Origin of the sequence: Streptomyces olivochromogenes, from assembly GCF_021538895.1 — a bacterium.
In the GTDB taxonomy this organism is placed as follows: Bacteria; Actinomycetota; Actinomycetes; order Streptomycetales; family Streptomycetaceae; genus Streptomyces; species Streptomyces olivochromogenes_A.
On sequence record NZ_JADDRL010000001.1, the window covers coordinates 25,383 to 46,045 of the forward strand.

Here is a 20,663-nt window from a genome sequence, read left to right on the forward strand (position 1 = left end):
TCCTGCGACGCGTGCGCGCTCCCTGACGGGCCTCCGTACGGCGAGCGCGTTGGCTCGGGCTATGACGCGGTTCATGCAGACGACTCCCAGAATGACGCGGACAACCGCGGCGGACACGAAGGAACCCGGCGGTCGGAAGTGAGCCGGAGCTCGACTTCGGATGCGCTGCCGACCTTGCCGAACCGGTATCAAGATGCATTCAGCAAGATGTATCGGGATTGTCAGAAAGGCGAATTGACCCAAAGCGCTGCCTATAGTCACCGTCATGAATGCACGGATCCTGGTCGCCGAGGACGACATCAAACAGGCGCAGGTGCTGCGGATGTACCTGGAGTCAGAGGGCTACGGCACGGTGATCGTGCACGACGGGCGCTCGGCGATCGACGCCGTCCGCCGGCTCCGGCCGGACCTGCTGGTGCTCGACGTGATGATGCCGAAGGTCGACGGACTGAGTGTGTGCCGGATCCTGCGCCAGGAATCCGCCGTGCCGGTGCTGATGCTGACCGCCAGCTCCAGCGAGGACGACCTGCTCCTCGGACTCGACCTCGGCGCCGACGACTACATGACCAAGCCCTACAGCCCACGGGAGTTGATGGCCCGGGTCCGAACCCTGCTGCGCCGCGTCGAGCGGGTCGCGCCGCCGGACGACGGAGTCCTGCGGGTGGGGACGATCACGGTCGACCCGCTTCGGCACGAGGTACGAGGGGCATCCGGTCAACTGGTCACCTGCACCCGCGGGGAGTTCACCATCCTGTCCGCCATGGCCGCCGAGCCCGGCCGGGTGTTCACCCGTCAACAGCTCCTGGAACGCACCCGGGGCTGGGACGTCGCCTCGACCGTGCGCACCGTCGACATGCACGTGATGAACCTGCGCAAGAAGCTGGAACTCGACCCGCGTCGCCCCACCCACCTGGTCACCGTGTACGGCGTCGGCTACAAGCTGAGCCCGGGATCCTCCCCCGCGGGCAACTGACGTGCGCCGCTCCGGTGTTCCGCTGCACACCAGCCTCTTCGTCCGTCTCCTCGCCGCGTCGCTGCTGGTCGCGCTCTGCTCGGTGGCCGCGACCACGTGGGTCGCCGTCACCACCACGACACAGGCGATCAGCACGGAACAGGGCCGGTCGTCACAGGCCGACGCCCGCATCTACGACGCCCTGATCGGATACTCGGCCACCCACACCGACTGGGGCGGGGTGCAGCCGCTGGTCCGCGATCTCGCGGCTCGAACGGGCCGGGCGATCACCCTCACCACCCCCGCACGCACACCCCTCGCCGGCTCCGAACCGACCATGCGCATACGGCAGCGGCCGGCCGCCTCCGTCGATCCGCTGCGCCTCGACCCCGTTCTGTCCCATGAGAGCACTGTCGGCCCGATCGACCCCCGCGCGGTGGGCCCGTTCCTCCTCGAAGGCGAGGACCGGGACCGTGTACGGGCGATCGTGCACAAGATCACCGGCTGTCTCGCCGGACCACGGATCGCCACCGAGGTCGTCCCCCTGCCCACCGGGCGCTACTCAATCCGGTTCACGGGCCACACGTCCCATGCCGACGAACTCCTCACGGCGCAACGGACGTGCGACTTCGACCAGCTCAAGGCGCCCGTGCCGTCGGAGGTCGTGCCGCTCCGCCAGGCCTCTGACCTGGCCTCGGAATGCCTGAATCAGCAAGGCAGGCCGTCCGTCGAGATATTCGCGGACTTCTCCTGGCACTTCACCGGCCACACCAAGCATCAGGAGAACTCGGACCGCGCCGCGCAGGAGTGCGTGTACGAAGGCCGCCGCCAACAACTGCGGCCCTATGTCTCACCGCCGGTCCTGCTCTTCGTCTCCGACCGAGGCCATCCGACCACCGAGACCGTGCGGCTCTCGTCGGAGAACACCGTACGGATCGCCGGCGCCGCGGGCATCGTTCTCACCGTCACCTGCGCCGTGACCATCCTGCTGGGCAGCCGACTGGTCCGACCGCTGCGTGCCCTGATCACCGCGGCCCAACGCCCGGCCGACGAGGCAGCCCGCGTCCCGGTGCTCACCAAGGACGAGATCGGCCGCGTCGCCCTGGCCTTCAACGACCTCTCCGAACGCAGGGAGACCCTGGAGCGTCAACGCCGCGCCATGGTCAGCGATGTGGCACACGAACTCCGTACCCCGCTGACCAACATCCGCAGTTGGCTTGAGGCCGCCCAGGACGGCCTGACACCGACCGATCAGCCGTTGCTCGCCCTGCTCCTGGACGAGGCGATGCTGCTCCAGCACATCATCGAGGACCTGCGCGACCTCGCCGCGGCCGAGGCCGGAAACCTGGTACTGCACCGTGAAGCGCTGTCCGTACGACACGTACTGGAACAGGTGGCCGTGGCGCACCACGGGGCCGCCGGACCGGCGGGCGTCGAACTGTCCATCCAGGCCGCCGACGAACTGGCGGTGCACGCCGATCCGGTGCGACTGCGTCAGGCGATCGGCAACCTCGTCTCCAACGCGATCAGACACACACCGAGCGGAGGCCGGGTCGTCCTGCGATCCCGTAGCGAGGGCAACGAACTGATCCTGGAGGTCATCGACACCGGCTGCGGTATCCAACCGGCGGATCTGCCCCATGTCTTCGACCGCTTCTGGCGCGCGGACAAGTCCCGCAACCGCCAGACCGGCGGCAGCGGCCTCGGGCTGGCCATCACCCGCAAACTGACCGAGGCACACGACGGCACGATCTCGGTCATCAGCACGCCCGGCATCGGCTCGGTGTTCACCGTCCGACTTCCGTGGCGCCCGTGCGCCGGCAGTCAGACCTCGTAGGGCCAGACAGTGACCTGGTCCTGTGCCACACGAACCTCGACCCACGACCCGTCAACGCCTTCCGGCGGTGGTGCGGCAAGATCGAACAGGATCGGCGCGCCGGCCACTTCCAGGACAGCGCCTCCGTCTTCGGCGAGGCCGAGCCGCCCACGAAAGACGACGTGGTCGCCCTCTTCCCGCAGCTCAGGTGCCCCAGCAGCACCCGGCGAGGCGTTCACCCCCCAGGCGATGTCCTCACCGACAGTCCACTCGACGTGGCACTGTCGCCCCACTGCTTCGGGAGCCCCCCGCCACAGCACCACAGCAGTGCCCACTGCCGTATGCACCCGGACAGACATGGGCTTCGACGGGACGGGCTGCACTGCCTCTACCTTCACCAACACACCGGCATCATCCTCGATCGGCTTGCCGAGGACATCCGACGGGGACGGTCTGCGGTCCGGCCGGTCGGTCGAGAACTCGTGGACACCACGGAACTCATGGACACCACGGCCGGCGCCCTTCACGGCTTCCTCGCGAGAGGGTCCCGGCCCTTCCCCCCAACCGTCACTCGCGGCGCCGCCGCTGTGCGGGAGCGTGCGCGGGGATCAGTACGCGGAGTTGACGTTGTCGATGGAGCCGTAGCGCTGAGCGGCGTAGTTGGCGGCGGCGGTGATGTTCGCGACCGGGTCGGTGACGCTCTGGGGGGTGCCCGCGACGTGGTAGGCGTTGAAGGTGGGCTCGATCACCTGCAGGAGGCCCTTGGACGGGGTGCCCTGCTGCGCGTTGACGTCCCAGTTGTTCTGGGCGTTGGGGTTGCCACCGGACTCACGCATGATGTTGCGACGCAGACCCTCGTAGCTACCGGGGATGCCCTTCTCCTTCATGACGGCCAGCGACTTCTTGATCCAGCCGTCGAGGCTCCCCGTGGCGCCGGTGGCGCTGCTGGAGTCGGCACGGCTGTCACTGGAGGCAGCGGCGACGCTGTGGGCGGCCTGCGGGGCTTCGGCGGCGTGGGCGGAAGCCGGCATCAGCGTGAGAGCGACGGTCGCGGCACCGGTGGTGGCGATGCCGGTCAGGGCGATGGTGCGAAGGCGGGCAAGGCGGCTGGTGGCGGTGATCGCGGTCATGATGAGGGACTCTCCTGTGGGACGTCTTAAGGCGCCGGCCGGTTTTCGGTCGCGGCCTGTCGGGCGTCGGGGCGAGGCCCCGTGTTGCCGTGCGAGACGAGGGCGGGCTTTCCGGATGTGGGTCCGGTCCGTCCTGCGGCTTGCGGCAACGAGAAACATGGTTAGCGGCGGGTAGAAGCGGGCGCAAGAATGTGACGTACTACCCGACTACGGAGCAATGTCCGAAATCTGCCGCTTCGGAGCTTTATGGCCTGCTCGCGGCGGGGTCGCTCTACGATCCGCGGTAGGACGTGATCTGGCTCCTATGGGGGGCGTCACGCCCCGGCCCCCCATTCGACCCCCTCCTGACCCCTGAACGGACCCCCGAACGGGTCAGGCCGAGAGCACAGATCTCGTCACACTGCGCCACGAAGGAATCGCCGACCGCAGTATCGGCGCACGCTGCGGAGGTAATGAAGGGAGACGTATAGAAGGGAGACGTATAGAGGGACACGACCGGACGGGATCACCACATCAGCCCCCTCAGCATCACGATCAGGACGACCACGAGCAGGCCGACGTAGGCCGCGGAGTGGAGGTGGTCCGGGACTCGGCCGGTGACTCGTCTTGTGACGACGATGGTGGGCAGGGATCCGATGAGTAGGGCGGCGGCCGCGGGGAGGTCGACGTAGCCGAGCTGTCCCGCGCTGACGGGTGTGGTGGGGGCGAGGGCGTAGACGAGGGTGCCGGCCACGGCGACGGGAACGCTGAGCGGGTTGGCCATGGCGGTCGCCTCGGTCATGGGCAGGCCCCTGCGGCGCAGGAGGGGGACCGTCATGACGCTGCCGCCCACGCCCAGGGCCGCTGCCACCAGGCCGATGCCCGTTCCACCGAGGGTGACGGTGCCCCGCCCCAAGGGCTGCGGCCGCGCCTGGTGCGCCACGACCAGGAAGCCCTTCCGCAACACACTGTCGGCGATCGTCACCAGGAGATATACGGCGAACAGCAGCCGCAGCGCCGTACCGCCGATCCGCGTGGCCGCGAAGGATCCGACGACAGCGCCGATCGTGATGAACGCCGCCAGCGGCCAGACGTACGTGCGCCGCAGTCGGCCCTGCCGGCACTGGGCCAGGGTCGCCGTCGTGGCGTTCACGACCATGACCGACGCCGAGGTCGCCACCGCGATGTGCATGGCGTCCGCCTCCGCGGCCCGGTGGGATGTGGCGGTCAGGACTCCGCAGACGACGGGGACCGTGACGAAGCCGCCGCCGAAACCGAAGAGCACGGTCGTGATGCCGGTCAGACAGCCGAAGAAGACGAGGGTGGAGAAGGAGGTCAGCACTGGTACGACGCTAGGGATCAAGCAGACTGGCGGGCAATCGATGATTTGCCAGCTTCCTACGCGCAGCAGACAGGCGGTCCCGATCCCGCGTAGCCTCGCGGCATGCGCGACATCCCGGTGGCGAAGGTGGACGACCTCGATCGTGCCGTGCTGGCCATCGGCACCGACTACCCCCATGACCACCTGCTCGTCTGGCACGAGCACCGCCGCGCCCAGGTCCTGTACGCGGCCACCGGCGTCATGCGAGTCGAGACGGCGGACGGCAGCTGGACGATTCCCACCGCCCGTGCGGTCCTGATCCCGCCCCTGACCAGGCACCAGGTCACGATGACTGGGGTCAGTACCCGCAGCCTCTACCTCGAACCCACTGCCGTGCCGTGGTTTCCCGCGCACTGTCAGGCCGTCGACGTCTCCGCCCTGCTCCGGGAACTGATCCTGGAAGCCGTCGAGATGGAGCCGCGCTACCCCGAGCACGGCCGGGACGCCGCGGTGGCCGCTCTTCTCCTCCACGAACTCAGGAACCTCGCCCCGTTGCCGCTCGACGTGCCCCTGCCGTCCGATCCCCGACTGCGCGACCTGTGCGAGGCATTCCTGCAGAGGCCCGACATCCACGACCCACCGGCACGCTGGTGCGCGGCCCTCAACATCAGCGAACGCACCCTCGCCCGCCTGTTCCAGCGCGGCACCGGCCTGAGCTTCTCCCAGTGGCGACAACGCGCCTGCGTCCTGCACTCCCTGCAGCATCTCGCCACGGGCACGCCCATCACGCGCATCGCGACCACGCTGGGCTACGACAACCCCGCCGCCTTCACAGCCGCGTTCAGAAAACTCCTCGGCCAACCACCAACGACGTACCGGAACTTCAGCACCGCGGACCGTCGCGCACTGGGCCAGTGGATGAGTCACTGACCCACCTCTTTACTGAAGGGTAGTCATGCCCCACTCTTTGGGTGTGCCGGTTCGCGTCGCGGACCGGTTGACGGCCGTCGCCGCGAGAAAGGCGGAACACCTTGTCCGGTTCGCCTCGTCTTCACAGGGTTGGCATGTACTTGGCAATTGCGGGAGCACTGTGCGCCACCGCTCTCGTTCCGGGAACCGCCTCGGCGGCTCCGCGTTCGCACACGGCCTCCGCGGGCCTCACGAACACCGAATCCCAGATCGGACCGTTCACCGAACCGGCCTTCGCCGCCACGTGTGACTGGCACCGGTTCGGCGAAGGCGAGATCCCCCCGTGGTGGCTGATGTTCCGCGACCCGCTGTGCGTGGAGTACAGCAAGCGCGACATCACCTTCGACAACGGCGGCGCCCTGCGTTTCCTCGTCGCCGAACCCTCGCGGTTCGCCCTGGCCATGGTCACCTGCCGCTACTACCAGAAGGACCACTGGAGTGTGCAGACCACCACCGGCGCCACACCCTGGGTGACGTGGGACGGCCAGTACTGGTGGGACAAGTCCGGGCAGCGGGCCGGCGCACGGCTGAGCGGGTTCCGTATCCACGGTACGAGCGTCGGCATCGGTGACGCCGTCGCCGCGCTGCGCCCGGTGTACCCGGAACTGGCCGACGCGCTGGAGGAATACGGCAGCGAGGCCGGAGAGACGGGCCTGACCACGGCCCTCCCATACTCCCCACTCTGCTCGACGGCCGGGTGAGCACCGTGTCCTCGATCGATCGAAGAGCGGTGCTCAGGGCGCTGGCCGCCACCGCCGGCGCCCTGTCCGCCCTGCAGTTCCCGGGCGCCGTAACCCGCGCGGCGGCGACCGAGACCGGGCCCGCGGGGTGGACCGTACAGACGATGGAGGCGTTCGCCGACACCCTGATCCCCGGTGAACGCCGTTTCGCCGGAGACCTCGCCATCGCGGGCGCCGTCAAAGGACCGGGCGCCGTGCAGGCCGGTGTGATCAGCACGCTCAACTCGCCCGAACTGCCACTCGCCCCCTTGCTGCCGGAGATCGCGGCCCTGCTCAACGCCCGGGCGATCGCCTACGCGGCCACCCACCTCATCCTGCTCCCCATCACCAGCCCCGCCTTCGTGGGTCTGTCCTTCCGCGACCGCACCGCGCTCGTCCGAGGGCTGTTCGGGCCCGAGGACCCCGACCGCGCCATCTGGCAGGTACTCAGCCTGCTGACCGGCCTCGCCTTCGACACCGCCGCCCACCTCGACACACGCCAGGCCGTAACGACAGGCCATCCCGGACTGGCCTGGCTGAGGTTCCCCCAGCCCGATGCCGACGGACTGTGGCGTTTCGCCGACTACTCCTACGGCAAGGCCCTCGCCACCACGCACCCCGCGACCACCGTGTCAGGGAGCCCCGCATGAGCGCGCAGACCACGGACGTCCTCGTGGTCGGAAGCGGCTTCGGCGGAGCGATCCCCGCCTACTACCTCGCCGCCGGCGGCGCGAGGGTCACCGTCCTGGAACGGGGCCCACGCCTCGCTGCGGGCGACTTCGTCCACTCGATGCGACTCGGCACCTACAACCGGATCGTCGACGTCGTGCGCGGCGACGGCATCGCCGTCGTCGCCGGCAACTGCGTCGGCGGCGGCAGCGTCGTCTACTTCGCCGCCTCGCTGCGCGCGCCCGCGTTCGCCTTCGAGCGCCGCGGCAGCCTCGGCCGACGCATCTGGCCGGCCGCACTCACCCGCGCCGCGCTCGACCCCTGGTACGACCGCGTCGAGGAGGCGCTCCCGGTCACCCGCACCGGCTGGACGGACGTCTCCTACGCGGGCGGTGTACTGGCCGCCGCCTGCCAACGGGCAGGCCACACGTGCAATCCGGTGCCGGTGGCCGTCGACACCGAGCGGTGCACCAACTGCAACTGGATGCTGTCCGGTTGTCGCTTCGACGCCAAGCGCTCGATGCTGCTCAACTACCTGCCGGCGGCGGAGGCCCACGGCGCGACGATCCGGCCGCTGCACGAAGTACAGACCGTCGCACCCTCGCTCGTACCGGGCTACCGGTACGCCGTCACCTATACGGTGCTCGATCCCGACGACTACACATGCACCCTGGAGAGCGGCACCATCCACGCCAGGACGGTCGTCCTCGCCGCGGGAGCCGTCGGCACTCCGGTCGTCCTCCAGCGCTCCGCCCCGCTGCTCGGCGGCGTCCCGACCGCGGTGGGACGCTACTTCTCCGGCAACGGCGACCGCGTGAGTGTCGCAGAGGTGGACGAGACCAAGGTGCGCTCACTTCTGGGGCTGTCCCGTCCGGACGGCGTCCCGTACGAGGGGCTACCGATCGGCCGCCCCATCACGGCGGCGACGTACGACTTCCTGGACGCGTCGCTCCCCGAGTTCAGCCGCTTCATGCTCCAGCAGATCTACTTCCCGCCCCTCACCAACGTGCTGTCCCAGACCACCGATCCGCCGTACTGGTTCGGGATTCCAGGTCGTACCCTCCGCTCCCGCTGGAGGTCCTGGCTCACGCTCCTCGCCATGACCGAGGACGACAACGAAGGCGTCTTCCAGGCCACTCCCCCGCTCACGGGCAGCTTCACCCGGCTCGCTCCCGGGCTCGGACTGGGCACGATGACCTACCGCCCCACCGACCGCACTCGCGGCGGCTGGCAAAAGGCCGACGAGGCTCTGCGCGGCATTCTCGAAAAGGACGGGCTGTCCCGGGTCCGGCCTTGGCAGGAGGACATCGCCGGAACCGTAACCGCCCACCCCATCGGCTCGGCCCGCATGGGTGACGCCCCTTCCAGCAGCGCCCTCACCGACACCAACGAACTCCGGGGCCACCCAGGCCTGTTCATCACCGACGGCTCCGCGGTCCCGACCTCCCTGACCGTCAACCCGTCCCTCACCATCGCCGCCCTCGCCGAACGAGCAACCCCCACCATCACCGAGCGCACGGCCCAGACGGGAGTCCCGGTCCAGTACGGGGCACCGGTCCCCGTGCCCTGAGACCGTCCAGGCCCGCCTCAGTGCTGGGGGCGGGCCGACGGTGACGGTGATCCAGACGTGGTCATTTCCAACGACGCCGCCGCGTCGAGCTCCACCCGCCACTCGACCTCATCCGCGAAGTCAACCACCTCACACAGCCCCGAATCCGCTGATTCAGATGCGTTGCATACATTCGGGTGATCTTCGCCCGTCAGCGCATTTTTCCGTGGTTAAGATCCGCTTCTGTGACAGAAAGTCAGAGCATCCGAGTGGCCGAGGACACAGCAGATGTGATCATCCTCGGCGCCGGACCGGCCGGGCTGGTGCTCGGCAACCTCCTCCACGCAAGCGGTATCGACTGCGTCATCCTGGAGCGTGCCGGCCGCGCGCACATCCAGACCCGGGCGCGTGCCGGCTTCCTCGCGGCGAACACGGTGCGGCTCCTGGACCGGCACGGTTTGGCCGCGGGCCTGCACCGGCGCGGACACGAGCACAGCACCTGTGAATTCCGTACCGAGGACGGCCGCTTCCGCCTCGACTACGGCAGCCTGGGCCGGGGCGAGCGGCACACCGTCTATCCGCAACAGGACCTGGTCACAGATCTGTTGACGCAGTTCGTGAACGCCGGCGGACGGATCCGCTTCGAAACCGAGGCGTTGGCCGTACTCGGAGCGTACGGCGCTCAGCCCTCGGTCACGGTGAGAGAGGCGGACGGACGCCCCGACCGGTGGCGGGCCAGATACGTCGCCGGCTGCGACGGCCGGCATGGTGCCGCCCGGAGTTCGCTCCCGCCCGACGCGGTGCGCCGCCATCACCGCGACCATGGTGTGTCATGGCTGGGTCTGCTCGCCGAGGCGCCGCCAAGCCTGGACGCCGTGGGCTACGCGGTCAACAGCCGGGGTTTTGCCGGACACATGGCGCGTACCTCCGACATCACGCGGTACTACTTGCAGTGGGACCGAGACCGTCCGGCCGGCGACTGGTCCCAGGAGCGGCTCTGGGACGAACTGGAACTGCGGATGCGCGCGTCGGAGTACGGGGCGCTACGGCGGGGGCGGATCGTCCAACGCGGAGTCGTCGGACTGGAGTCGGACGTACTCGAACCGCTGCGTCACGGATCGCTGTTCCTGGTGGGCGATGCCGCGAGCGTGATCAGCCCGTCCGCCGCCAAGGGCGCCAATCTCGCGGTGCTGGAGGCGGAGATCCTCGCCCGCGCCCTCGTCGACGACCTCGCGCACGGCGACGGCGAGGGGCTCGCCGGCTACTCGGCGCGGTCCCTGGAGCACATCTGGCGTGCGCAGGACTTCTCTCAGTGGATGATCCGGCTGCTGCACAGCGTGCCCACCTCGGACGGTGCCGCGCAGTTCGACGCCTGCCTGCGGCGTTCGCGTATGGAATCGCTGCGCACCTCGCGCAGCCAGCAGGACTGGTTCGCCGAGCACTACGTCGGCGTATGAGAACCGCACCACCCAAGTACCGGAATGGGGAACCCTTCACGATGATGACGACGATGCCGGGCGATGCGAACCGCTTGCGCACGGCGGTCGAGTTCGTCAGGGAGCAGGACACCGCAAGCCTGCTCTCGCTGCTGCTGCCTGGCCTTGACGGCGTGGAACTGCGGGCGCTGGTGGACCATTGCCGCTTCGCGCACGCCGCGCTGCTCGTCTTCCCTCCCGAACCACAGGCGCTCCACGCTGTGCTGACCGACTGCGGGCTGGCCGCGGATGCGCCCTCACTGCCTAGCGTCGTCGTACGGGATCGGCTGGTCATGCGGTACACACGCGACGCGGCGGAACTGGAGGTAAGGATTCTGCGCCCCGCGGTGACCGGCCCGGACGGGAAACACCGCACAGTCGAGGTGTTCTCGCTGACCGTACCGCCCGGCTCACCACTGGCCGACATCGCCGAACATGAGCGCGCCCTGCAGCACGAGGCGCACCTCGCCTTCGAGGTCGTACGTCCGGATCCGCTCGTGTTGCGCGGCCTGTGCGCGATCTTCGCGCGGCACGGCGCGGTCCCCGACGGCGGGGGCTACAACCCGCACGAGGACGGCACGGTGTTCTACTTCGCCTCCCCGGCCGACTCGAAGGCCGGGTACCGGCGGGTGGAGCTGTACGCACACGGCGATCACCGGGATGTGCTCGCCGCCCACCTGGACGAGCACCGCGCGCGGCAGCCCGCCGAGGCGCTCTTGCGTCTGATGACCGGAGCGTGGACGACCCAGGCCCTGGCGGCCTTCGCTCAACTGCGGGTGCCCGACGCCATGGACACGGATCGCGGGGTCGGTGTCGAGGCCCTGGCGCAGGTGGTGGGCGCCGGCCCCACGAACCTGGCGACGCTCCTGCGGTATCTCGCGATGCTGGGCGTGGTCACGGAAGACGCGGACGGTTTCCGGCTGTCCGGGCTCGGCGCGCTGCTGCGCGCGGACCTGCCGGGTTCGATGCGGCCCCTGGCACTGATGTACGGCGGACCGTTCTACCAGTCCTTCGCCGGGCTCGGACACACGGTGCGGACGGGGCAGGTCGCCTTCGACCACCACTTCGGCGAGAACCACTTCGACTACTTCGCCCGACACCCCGAACTCGCGGAACAGTTCGACCAGTCCATGGCCGCCAGCTCGCGCATGTTCGCACCGCTGCCCGTCCACCCCGTCGTCCTGGCCGCGAACCAGGCACCCACCCCTCGGACGGTCGTCGACGTCGCGGGCGGCAACGGGGAACTGCTCGGCCGCATCCTCGCCGCGCACCCACGCCTGCGCGGCGTTCTGCTCGAACGCCCACACGTCATCGAAGCCGCCCGTGACCTGCTCGACGCCGGCGGCTACGGCGACCGGTGCACGTACCAGGCCGGCGATTTCTCGGACGTACCGCCCGGCGGGGACATCTACATTCTGTCCCGCGTGCTGCACGACTGGGACGACGAGCGCTGCCGCGAGATCCTGCGCCACATCTCGCGCGCGATGCCCGCCCACGCCGACCTCCTCATCGTCGAGCGCGTACTGCCCGCCGACGGTTCGGCCTCGCTCGCCACCTCGTGGGACCTCCACATGATGTGCAACGTCGGCGGCCGCGAACGCCGTGCCGACCACTACGCCCAGCTGCTCGGCGACGCCCAACTCACCCTCGTCGGCTGCTCACCACTACCCCTGGACGGCAGCGTGCTGCACGCCCGCAAGTAGGCGGCCAGGACCGGTGCCGGCCTTTCCAGCGCCGACGATCACGCAGAGCCGTTGCGTGCGGCGCTGGAAAGGGCACGGAACGTCATACGAACCGCAGCTGTCGGCCGCAGTCATCTGACCTGTGGGTCTGCGAGGAGAACGGCTCGATCGGCCTCGACGTCGAAGCCGAGCACCGGATGGCCGTACTCGCCCTCCGGGTCCATCAGTACCGGCTTGCCCAGCCGCTGTCCGATCTCCCGGAGGAAGCCGCAGAACACGTCGAGTCGCTCCTGGCCCTGCAACTCCCGCAGGTCGACGTCGAAGTCGACTTCATCGTCGGCATGGAAACGGAAGATCGCCAACACATCGGCCGTCGGCCAGACCCGCAGGTCCGGGCACTCAGCATCCGCCGCACGGGAGAGCACGGCCTCCGCCCGGGGCACCGGAAGCAACGTGTCCCCCTCGGAGTACTGGCACTTCCAGCCCTTCTCCGCGACAAGATCGAGGACCGCCTGCCAGTCGTCCACCGAGGCATTCGGGACACGCACGTCCGGCAACGACCCCATCAAGTCCAGGTCGAAGAAGCACTTCACGTCATCCCACAGCAGGTCGCTCACCCCGCCATGCTGCCCGGCTCACCGACCCAGCGCACCCCCGCCAGAGGCGCCCTCTTCGGTCAGAGTGGCAACACCGTGCCCGTGACCTGCGATACGGCCATTGATCAGGGTGGCGGGACCGGCTGCCCATTCAATTCCCGGCCCGCTGAACTCGGTGATGCACGGCGGTCGCCCCGCCGGCCGGAGACGGGGCGGCCCACCCATCCACCGACACGCAAAGGAGTCAGCGCTCATGAGCGAGAGCGAGCAGACCCCGCCGTACCCGGAGGGCGGCGCGGGCATCTTCGACGTCGACCCCGACCAGACCGGCGTCAGCCAGGACCCCGACCACGAGGTCACCTCCGACCTCGACGCCCTTCCCGACGACATGGAGCTCTGACACTGACATGGGAACCGCACAGGGAATGATCGCCGTCGCCCGCAAGCTCCTTGGCACCACCGAGCACCCGCCCGGCTCGAACCACAACCTCGTCACCTCCTGGTACGGCTTCTCCGGACCGTGGTGCGACATGTCGATCAGCTACGAGGCCGCCCACTCCGACAACCTCAAGGCCGTGATGGGCAAGTTCGCCCTCACCACCGCCCACGCCCGCGCCTTCCAGTCACACGGCCGCTGGCACTACGGCATCGGCGGCATCCGCCCCGGCGACGTCGTCTTCTTCGACTTCTCCGGCGGCCGCTCCATCAGCTCGATCAAGCACGTCGGCCTGGTCGAGGCCGTCCACTCCAACGGCACCATCACCACCCTGGAGGGCAACACCTCCGACGCGTTCCGCCGCAGGGTGCGAGGCCGCTACTGCGTGGTCGGGTACGGCCGCCCCGCCTACGACGGCGGGGCGCCGATGCCGAGCCACGACGGCATCCTGCGCCTGGGCTCGACCGGCAACGCCGTCAAGACGCTGCAGAAGAACCTCAACACCGTCCAGAAGGCGGGCCTCACCGTCGACGGCCAGTTCGGTCCCGCCACCGACAAGGCCGTCCGCACCTTCCAGGCCAAGCACAACCTGACCGTGGACGGCGAATACGGCCCGCACACCGCCGCCGTCATGAAGGCAGCACTCGCCGGCCACACCGGCGTGATCAAGCCCAGGGCTGTCGTCGCCACTCCCGCACTCCTCGACGTGGACGGCCAGTTCGGCCCGGCCACCTGCGCCGCCCTTCAGCAGGCCCTCAACGCCAGGACCGGCGCCGGACTCGACGTCGACGGCGCGTTCGGACCGCTGACCGTCAAGGCCCTGCAGAGCTATCTGCAGGTGACCGCCGACGGCGTCACCGGCCCCGACACCGTCACCGCCCTCAACAAGCACCTCGGACTCGCATCCCAGGACGCCTGGGACACCAGCACCACCAGCCAACTGCAGAAGGCCCTCAACGCCCACACCTTCTAGCAGACAACCAGCACACCCCATCGGTGCGGGTCCCGCAGAGGGCGGGCGCCGTCTGCGCGACCTGCACCCCGCCACGCGTCCTTGGAAGGAAACCATGGCCACCAGCCTCACCCGCCAGCTGTACCGCGCGTTCCTCGTCGCCTCGTCGGCCGGCCTCACCGTCGCCCTCTCGACCGCCACGGCTTCGGCCTCCGGACAGGTCACCGTGCAGACCGGCAGCCCCCGCTCCGAAGCAGCGCGGGTCAACTACTGGAGCAGCACCGACGACTTCCGCGTCTCCGACACCAAGTGCGACGGGAACGACGTCTACGCCCAGTACCGCCGCACCGGCGCATCCACCCGCACCCTGCGCAACAGCCTCGGCTGCGGCAGCCACGTCGACTTCGACCGCACCTTCACCGGACGGCAGAACATCACGTACCGCATCTGCGTCGACGACGCGGGCGGCGACACCTGCAGCCCCTGGCATCCCGACCACACCTGACCAACCACACCACACAGGCACGCACGGCCCGCCCGGATCATCCGGGCGGGCCGTTCCCCTATGGCGACGCGCGGGGGATACCGCAGGCTTGCACCAGCCGACGGAGCTACGACGCGGTGGTGAACACCGCGACGGAGTCGGCGCCCACGGTCAGCGCGTGGCCGCTGGTGAAGTTCGCCGTCAGTGTGCCGACCTTCATGGGGAAGCCGTTGGCGTCGGTGCTCGGGGTGGCTCCGTCCGTGTAGACGTACTTGTTGAGAGTGATCGACCCGGTCGGCTCGCTCAGCCTCACCGTCTGCGCGACGGACGTGCGGTTGACCAGGGCGAACGTCCAGCCACCGCCTGGCAGTTGAGCGGCCAGCACGCGCACACCCGTCGGCTGGGCCGGCGCGTGGATGGTGGACCCGGTGGGCAGGTACCGGGTCAGCAGGCTCCAGGTGTAGAACCACGGACGCAGCGCCGTCGAGTGGGCCGACACCTTGCCGGGGTCTTCGCTGCCCCTCCCCCACATCCCGCAGAACGTGGTCGAGGCATAGCCGTCGAGGCACCAGGCCGCCGCGCCGTCGACGCCGCTGCGGGCCTCCTGCACGGCCAGGTCCGCCATGCGCAGCGGCTGGGTCGTGTCGAGCGCGAAGCGGTAGTCCTTGCTGCCGTCCGGGTACTGGGCGGCCTTCATGCCCGTCTCCCCCAGAAGCACCGGCATGCCCGGTGCCGCCGACCGCAGCTGGGACACGGCCTGACTGAGCACGGGCTCGGCGTACTCCGGGGCCGCGCCGTACAGTTCCTGGTCGTAGAAGTGTGCCTCGCTGGCCCCCACCAGGCCGCTCTTCGCGGAGCGCAGCCACCAGGAGCCGTTGCCGTTCCAGGTTCCGGTGTCCAGGGCGGTCTGTGTCTGCGTCATGTCGTCGAGCGAATCGTCGAGGGACGTGCTGTTGTTGGCGAGGCTCATCGAGCCGACCGTGTGCTCAAGGGTCGAGGAGGCCACCGACAGGCGCAGGTACTTGGCACCGGTGATGCCGGAGGCGGTATAGGTGTAGCGCCACATCCCGCCTCCGTTCTTGCCCGTGACCATGGCGACCGGTGTCGGCGGCGCGACTGTCAGGTTCCTCCAGGTCGTGCCGTCCGACGAGGTCTGGAAGGCAACCGCACTGTCGGTGGCACTGTCGGCGTAGACCTGCGCGGTGAACGTGTTCAGTGAGGCCAGCTTCCAGACCAGGCCGGAGTCGCATCCGGAGTTGCATCTGGGCGCGGTCTGGCGGCCGAGGTCGCCGCCGTAGGCGCTGATGCCCGCCTCGGCGGTGTCGGCGCCGGAGACGGTCGTCCGGGCGGTGTCCACCCCGGCGGTCGCGAACGCCGACGCGAGGTTGGTCGTCGCGGTGGTCCAGTCGGCGTACGAGTACGACTTCGGGCCGGTGGAGACGTTGGGCTCGTTGACACCGACCCAGTAGGTGGGCGCGGCGCCGTCGGCCTGAAGGTGCTTGACCAGCGTCGCCTGGATGGTGGCCGTGTTCGCGGCGGTGTACGTCAGATCGTCGATGCCGAACAGCCCGCTGACGACCGGTACGCCCTCGTCGACGTAATGCTTGATCACCTTCTCGGCGTTCAGATAGGCGGCGCTCTTGAAGTCGTAGGTGCCGCCCGCGTCAGTGCCGCTCCAGAACCAGGGCACGTTGAACATGACCCGGACCAGGCCCGGTTTCATGTATTCGGTGCGGGACACCATCTGGTTCCAGTCGGCGGTGTTCCAGGTGGTGCCGTTCGGCGGCTGGGGGTTCTGGTTGTAGCCCAGGCCGATCCAGTGGCTGCTGACCACGTCGTCGGCGGTGGCGGCGGCGCCACTCGGGGCCGGGGCCGCTATCGCGGTGCCGAGCGCTGCCACGGTGCACAGCAGCGCCGCGCCCAGCGTCCGGCCGCCGCGCGGTACAGGCCGCAAACGGAGAAGTGATCGGGAACGCATAGATGCCTTCCAGCGTCGTCTGTCATGGGGGGTATGGAGTTGCAGGCCAGAGAGGTGACTGGTCTGCCTCGCGCAGCCCTGAACCGAGCAGGTCCACAATGAATGGCCACTGCTCAGGTCACGGCCCCTCCACACTGGCCCGCCCCACCGGTCGAGGGCATCCGTGAAAGCACGGAGGTCCGACACGGGTCTGGGTCCGCGAACTCCCCCTGCGCTCAGAGCAGTTCGCTGGCGGCGCGCTCGACGTCGGCCTCGGACACGAGCACCAACTGCGCCGCGTTCCCCAGCGGGATGAAGCTGTCGGCACTGGCGACACGTCGGACGGCGCCGGTGAATCCGGCATCGACCAGGGCGGTGACGACTCCCTCGGACACACCTCCCGTACGGCGGGTCTCGTCGACCACGAGGACGCGTCCCGTCGCGCGAGCCTCCCGTAGCAGGTCGTCGACCGGCAGGGGTGCCAGCCAGCGCAGGTCGACGACCCGGCACGCGATGCCCTGCCGCTCCAGCCGGCGGGCGGCTCGAAGCGAGATGGGCAGGCCGTTGCCGAACGTCACGAGGGTCAGGTCCGTGCCTGTCCCGTAGGTGCGTGCCCGACCGATCGGCACGTGGTCCGCGGGTGGCGGGTATGCCGCGAGCCAGGCGTTGTCACCCTCCGCGTGGAGGTCTCGCGTGTGGTAGAGCGCGATCGGCTCCAGGAAGGCGCTGACCGTTCCGTCCACCTTCCCGGCCGCCACGCACGTGCGGAGCATCGCGGCGGCGTCGTCGGGGCGGGACGGGGAGGCGATGACCAGACCGGGAATGTCACGCAGGACGCCCAGCGCGTTGTCGTTGTGGAAGTGACCGCCGAACCCGCGCTGGTAGCCGTAGCCGGCAACGCGGACCACCAGGGGGTTGCGGTACTGGCCCTGGGAGAAGAACTGAATCGTGGCAGCCTCGCCGCGCAGTTGGTCCTCGGCGTTGTGCAGATACGCGAGGTACTGGATCTCCGCCACCGGCAGCAGCCCGGACAGCCCCGCCCCCAGCGCGAGACCGAGGATGGCCTGCTCGTCGAGCAGGGTGTCGAAGACCCGGGCCGTACCGAAACGCCGCTGCAGTCCCCGGGTCAGTCCGTAGACCCCGCCCTTGCGGCCGACGTCCTCGCCGAAGACGACCATCTCCGGGTGGCTGCCGAGCAGGTCGGCGAGTGTGTGGGTGATGGCCTGGGCGACGGTGACGGGCTCGCCGACGGGCACGGTGGGTGGTTCGCCCGTACGGCGTGCCGCGGCCGCCACGCGGTCGGGACGGCGGGGTGCGATGGGGGCGGCGATCTCCGCGGCGGTGGTCAGGGGCTCGCTGTCGAGGGCCTCCTTGGCGAGGGCGAACACCCGTCCGCCCACCTCGTCGTATCGGTCGAGAACCTGCTGCCGGGTGAGGACGCCGGCGGTTGTGAGCAGCCGGGCGGTGGCGAGCAGCGGGTCGCGTCGCAGATCCGCGTCGACTTCGGAAGGCAGCCGGTAGGCGGCTTCGGCGTCCGAACCCGCGTGGCCGAGGAAGCGCACCATCGACAGGTGCAGGAACGCGGGTTGCCGGTGCTTGCGGACGTGGGCCACTGCCTCGCACGCGGCGTCGAAGGCGGCTGACGGATCACACCCGTCCGCGGCGAAGTAGGCGAGGCCGGGCCGGTTGCCGTAGGCACGCCGCACCCAGTCGTGCGGTGTCGGCACGCTGATCCCCAGGCCGTTGTCCTCGCAGACGAACAGCACCGGCATCGGAAGCCCCTGATAGGCCGCGTGGCAGGCGCTGTTGATGGCGCCGGCCGCCGTGGAGTGGTTGACCGAGGCGTCGCCGAAGGAACAGCAGACGACGGCGTCGTCGGGCCAGGCGCACTCGGTTCCGAGCCGCTTGGCCCGGGCGATGCTCCACGCCACCCCGACCGCCCGGGGCAGGTGGGAGGAGATGGTCGACGTCTGCGGGACGACGGCCAGTTCGCGCCGCCCGTACACCTTGTGCCGTCCCCCGGCGATCGGCTCGTCGGCCCCTGCGGCAACCCCGAGCAGCATGTCCCTGACCGCGTCGACGCCGCCGGCCTGCCGGGCGCGGGCGCAGTAGAAGGCGCCGGACCGGTAGTGCAGCAACGCCGGGTCGGTGGGGCGCAACGCGAGGGCGACCGCCGCGTTGCCTTCGTGCCCGCTCGATCCGATCGTGTAGTAGCCACGGCCCTGTTGCTGCATCCAGCGCGCGGCGGCGTCGGCGTGCCGGCTCTCCAGTTGGGCGTCGAACAGGTCGAGGGCGGTACGGGTGTCCAGAGCGGTGCGGGTGTTCCGCCCACCGCCCGGACCCGCCACGTGGTCGGGAGACCGAAGACCGGCCACTTCCTCGCGGAAGTGCCGGTCCAGGTCCTCGACGCCGCTCACAGGCGGAAAGCCATGTCGGGTTCAAGCGTGGCCACGTCCATCTGCGCCTTCTGCAGACGGCCCGAGTAGTCCCAGTTCATCGACTGCCAGCGGGTGAACTGGTCGAGCACCCACTGCCCCGACTGGCGACTGCCGTTGCCCGACTTGCCGTTGCCGCCGAACGGGAGGTGCGCCTCGGCGCCGGAGGTGGTGTTGTTGACGCTGACCATGCCCGCGGAGATCCCGCGCCGGAACGTCCACACGTCGTGCGGATCGGTGGTGTAGATCGCGGCGGACAGGCCGTATCCGTGGGCGTTGGCCAGATCGAGGGCCTCGCCGAAGTCCCGGTAGGTAATGACTCCGACGATGGGGCCGAAGGTCTCGGTGAGGAACAGGTCGTCGTCGCGGCGCACGCCGTCGACGATCACCGGGTGGTAGAACATGCCCGCTTCGGGGTCCCCGACGAAGCCCTTGCGCGGGTTGTCGGCCGTGATCCGCCCGACGCCGTCGGAGCCGTACGTCCGGTGATGGTCCTTGATCCACCCGAGGAAGGTCTCGTAGCGCTCCGCGAACCGCTGGTCGAGCATCGGGCCGTAGAGGACGTCCTCGAACGCGTCGCCGATCCGGGCCGCGCGGCTCGCGGCGTCCAGTCGGGCGAGGAAGTCCTCGTGCACCGACTCGTGCACGATGAGCGTCCCGAGGGAGGTGCACCGCTGCCCCGCGGTGCCGAATCCGGAGAACAACGCCCCCTCGACCGCCAGGTCGAGGTTCGCGCTCGGGGTGACCACCTGGGGGTTCTTGCCACCCAGCTCCAGACACGGGGTCTGCAGATGGCTTCCGCACAGGGCCCCGATCTTCTGGCCGACGACCGTGGACCCGGTGAAGCCGACCTTGTCGACCAGCCCTGCCCCCAGGGAGGCCTCCAGACCGGCGTACGTCTGCTCCCCGTCGGCGAGTACGAGGTTGAGTACGCCGTCGGGCAGGCCGCCTCCGTGCACGAACAGCTCGAAGAGGGCCTTGGCGCTCGCGGCGGCGTACTCGGCGGGCTTCCACACGACGGTGTTGCCGGTCACGAGCGCCGGCACGAGGTACCAGGCGGGCACGGCCACGGGGAAGTTGCCCGCCGTGATCACCGCGACCGCGCCCATGGGGTTGCGGAAGGTGAACAGCTGCTTGTCGGGCATCTCCGAGGGCACCGTCTGCCCGTACAGCCGGCGGCCTTCGCCCAGGAAGAAGTCGCAAGTGTCGATGATCTCCTGGACCTCGCCGAGTGCCTCCGCGTACGGCTTGCCGATCTCCTCGGTCACGATGCGGGCGAGCCGGTCCTTGTTGGCTTCGACCAGCCGGCCGATCTTGCCGATCGCGGATCCGCGCACCGGCGCCGGGATGTCCGCCCAGGTTCGCTGAGCCTCCTTGGCGGCCTTGGCGGCCTCGACGAACGTGGCGGCGTCCCCGAGCGAGACCTCGGTGACCAGCTCGGCGGTACGGCCGGGATTGGGGCGCTGAAGGGTCCCGCCGGGAGCACCGGCGACGAGGCGGCCGGCGACGATCGAGGCGACGGAACGGGCCATGACTTTGCTC

Annotated in this window: 18 protein-coding genes; 11 read left to right on the plus strand and 7 right to left on the minus strand. The window is 69.5% G+C overall.

Annotated elements, in window-relative coordinates; translation table 11 throughout:
• The first annotated feature begins 265 nt into the window (after positions 1 to 265).
• Both IPZ69_RS00110 and IPZ69_RS00115 read left to right on the plus strand, forming a co-directional pair.
• Positions 266 to 973, plus strand: coding sequence for a response regulator transcription factor (locus IPZ69_RS00110; protein WP_235451511.1), 708 nt, complete (start codon positions 266 to 268; stop codon positions 971 to 973).
• A gap of 1 nt (position 974) precedes the next feature.
• Positions 975 to 2,789 (plus strand): sensor histidine kinase, encoded by a 1,815-nt coding sequence (locus IPZ69_RS00115; protein WP_235451512.1) that lies wholly within the window; start codon positions 975 to 977, stop codon positions 2,787 to 2,789.
• Here the strand turns inward: IPZ69_RS00115 and IPZ69_RS00120 are convergent.
• The 3 genes from IPZ69_RS00120 to IPZ69_RS00130 form a co-directional block, all read right to left on the minus strand.
• Positions 2,777 to 3,295 (minus strand): hypothetical protein, encoded by a 519-nt coding sequence (locus tag IPZ69_RS00120; protein ID WP_235451513.1) that lies wholly within the window; start codon positions 3,293 to 3,295, stop codon positions 2,777 to 2,779. The genes IPZ69_RS00115 and IPZ69_RS00120 overlap by 13 nt on opposite strands.
• 81 nt (positions 3,296 to 3,376) lie before the next feature.
• Positions 3,377 to 3,898, minus strand: coding sequence for a transglycosylase SLT domain-containing protein (locus tag IPZ69_RS00125; protein ID WP_235451514.1), 522 nt, complete (start codon positions 3,896 to 3,898; stop codon positions 3,377 to 3,379).
• 505 nt (positions 3,899 to 4,403) lie between these two features.
• Positions 4,404 to 5,219 carry a sulfite exporter TauE/SafE family protein gene (locus IPZ69_RS00130; RefSeq protein WP_235451515.1) on the minus strand — a complete coding sequence of 272 codons (816 nt, stop codon included), beginning with the start codon at positions 5,217 to 5,219 and terminating at the stop codon, positions 4,404 to 4,406.
• Positions 5,220 to 5,321: 102 nt separating this feature from the next.
• Here IPZ69_RS00130 and IPZ69_RS00135 point away from each other — a divergent pair, with 102 nt between their 5' ends.
• From IPZ69_RS00135 to IPZ69_RS00160, 6 genes are all read left to right on the plus strand, one after another.
• On the plus strand, positions 5,322 to 6,128 hold the full coding sequence (locus IPZ69_RS00135; protein WP_235451516.1) for an AraC family transcriptional regulator: 807 nt from the start codon (positions 5,322 to 5,324) through the stop codon (positions 6,126 to 6,128).
• A 134-nt stretch (positions 6,129 to 6,262) separates the two neighbouring features.
• On the plus strand, positions 6,263 to 6,868 hold the full coding sequence (locus IPZ69_RS00140; RefSeq protein ID WP_235451517.1) for a hypothetical protein: 606 nt from the start codon (positions 6,263 to 6,265) through the stop codon (positions 6,866 to 6,868).
• Between the two features lie 5 nt (positions 6,869 to 6,873).
• The gene (locus tag IPZ69_RS00145) at positions 6,874 to 7,536 is read left to right on the plus strand and encodes a DUF5987 family protein (RefSeq protein ID WP_235451518.1); all 663 of its coding nucleotides are present in this window, start codon (positions 6,874 to 6,876) and stop codon (positions 7,534 to 7,536) included.
• Positions 7,533 to 9,125: a GMC family oxidoreductase N-terminal domain-containing protein gene (locus IPZ69_RS00150; protein WP_235451519.1), complete on the plus strand. Its 1,593-nt coding sequence runs from the start codon at positions 7,533 to 7,535 to the stop codon at positions 9,123 to 9,125. Before IPZ69_RS00145 ends, IPZ69_RS00150 begins: the two co-directional genes overlap by 4 nt.
• A 269-nt stretch (positions 9,126 to 9,394) precedes the next feature.
• The gene (locus tag IPZ69_RS00155) at positions 9,395 to 10,561 is read left to right on the plus strand and encodes a 4-hydroxybenzoate 3-monooxygenase (protein ID WP_374292522.1); all 1,167 of its coding nucleotides are present in this window, start codon (positions 9,395 to 9,397) and stop codon (positions 10,559 to 10,561) included.
• 53 nt (positions 10,562 to 10,614) lie between these two features.
• Complete coding sequence (locus tag IPZ69_RS00160) at positions 10,615 to 12,282, plus strand: methyltransferase (protein ID WP_235451521.1); 1,668 nt, start codon at positions 10,615 to 10,617, stop codon at positions 12,280 to 12,282.
• Positions 12,283 to 12,392: 110 nt separating this feature from the next.
• Here the strand turns inward: IPZ69_RS00160 and IPZ69_RS00165 are convergent, their stop codons facing one another.
• Positions 12,393 to 12,878: a hypothetical protein gene (locus tag IPZ69_RS00165; protein WP_235451522.1), complete on the minus strand. Its 486-nt coding sequence runs from the start codon at positions 12,876 to 12,878 to the stop codon at positions 12,393 to 12,395.
• Positions 12,879 to 13,110: 232 nt separating this feature from the next.
• Here IPZ69_RS00165 and IPZ69_RS00170 point away from each other — a divergent pair, with 232 nt between their 5' ends.
• From IPZ69_RS00170 to IPZ69_RS00180, 3 genes are all read left to right on the plus strand, one after another.
• Entirely contained in the window at positions 13,111 to 13,257 is a 147-nt protein-coding gene (locus IPZ69_RS00170) for a hypothetical protein (protein ID WP_235451523.1), read from the plus strand.
• A 7-nt stretch (positions 13,258 to 13,264) separates the two neighbouring features.
• Positions 13,265 to 14,266 (plus strand): peptidoglycan-binding protein, encoded by a 1,002-nt coding sequence (locus IPZ69_RS00175; RefSeq protein WP_235451524.1) that lies wholly within the window; start codon positions 13,265 to 13,267, stop codon positions 14,264 to 14,266.
• Positions 14,267 to 14,360: 94 nt separating this feature from the next.
• Complete coding sequence (locus IPZ69_RS00180) at positions 14,361 to 14,750, plus strand: hypothetical protein (protein WP_235451525.1); 390 nt, start codon at positions 14,361 to 14,363, stop codon at positions 14,748 to 14,750.
• Between the two features lie 106 nt (positions 14,751 to 14,856).
• On the opposite strand, the gene IPZ69_RS00185 is transcribed toward IPZ69_RS00180, so the two are convergent.
• From IPZ69_RS00185 to IPZ69_RS00195, 3 genes are all read right to left on the minus strand, one after another.
• The gene (locus tag IPZ69_RS00185) at positions 14,857 to 16,683 is read right to left on the minus strand and encodes a hypothetical protein (RefSeq protein ID WP_235451526.1); all 1,827 of its coding nucleotides are present in this window, start codon (positions 16,681 to 16,683) and stop codon (positions 14,857 to 14,859) included.
• 239 nt (positions 16,684 to 16,922) lie between these two features.
• Positions 16,923 to 19,103 (minus strand): thiamine pyrophosphate-dependent enzyme, encoded by a 2,181-nt coding sequence (locus tag IPZ69_RS00190; RefSeq protein WP_235451527.1) that lies wholly within the window; start codon positions 19,101 to 19,103, stop codon positions 16,923 to 16,925.
• A complete protein-coding gene (locus tag IPZ69_RS00195; RefSeq protein WP_235451528.1) occupies positions 19,100 to 20,653 on the minus strand; it encodes an aldehyde dehydrogenase family protein in 1,554 nt (517 codons plus the stop codon). The genes IPZ69_RS00190 and IPZ69_RS00195 overlap by 4 nt, the downstream gene beginning before the upstream one ends.
• Positions 20,654 to 20,663 lie beyond the last annotated feature (10 nt).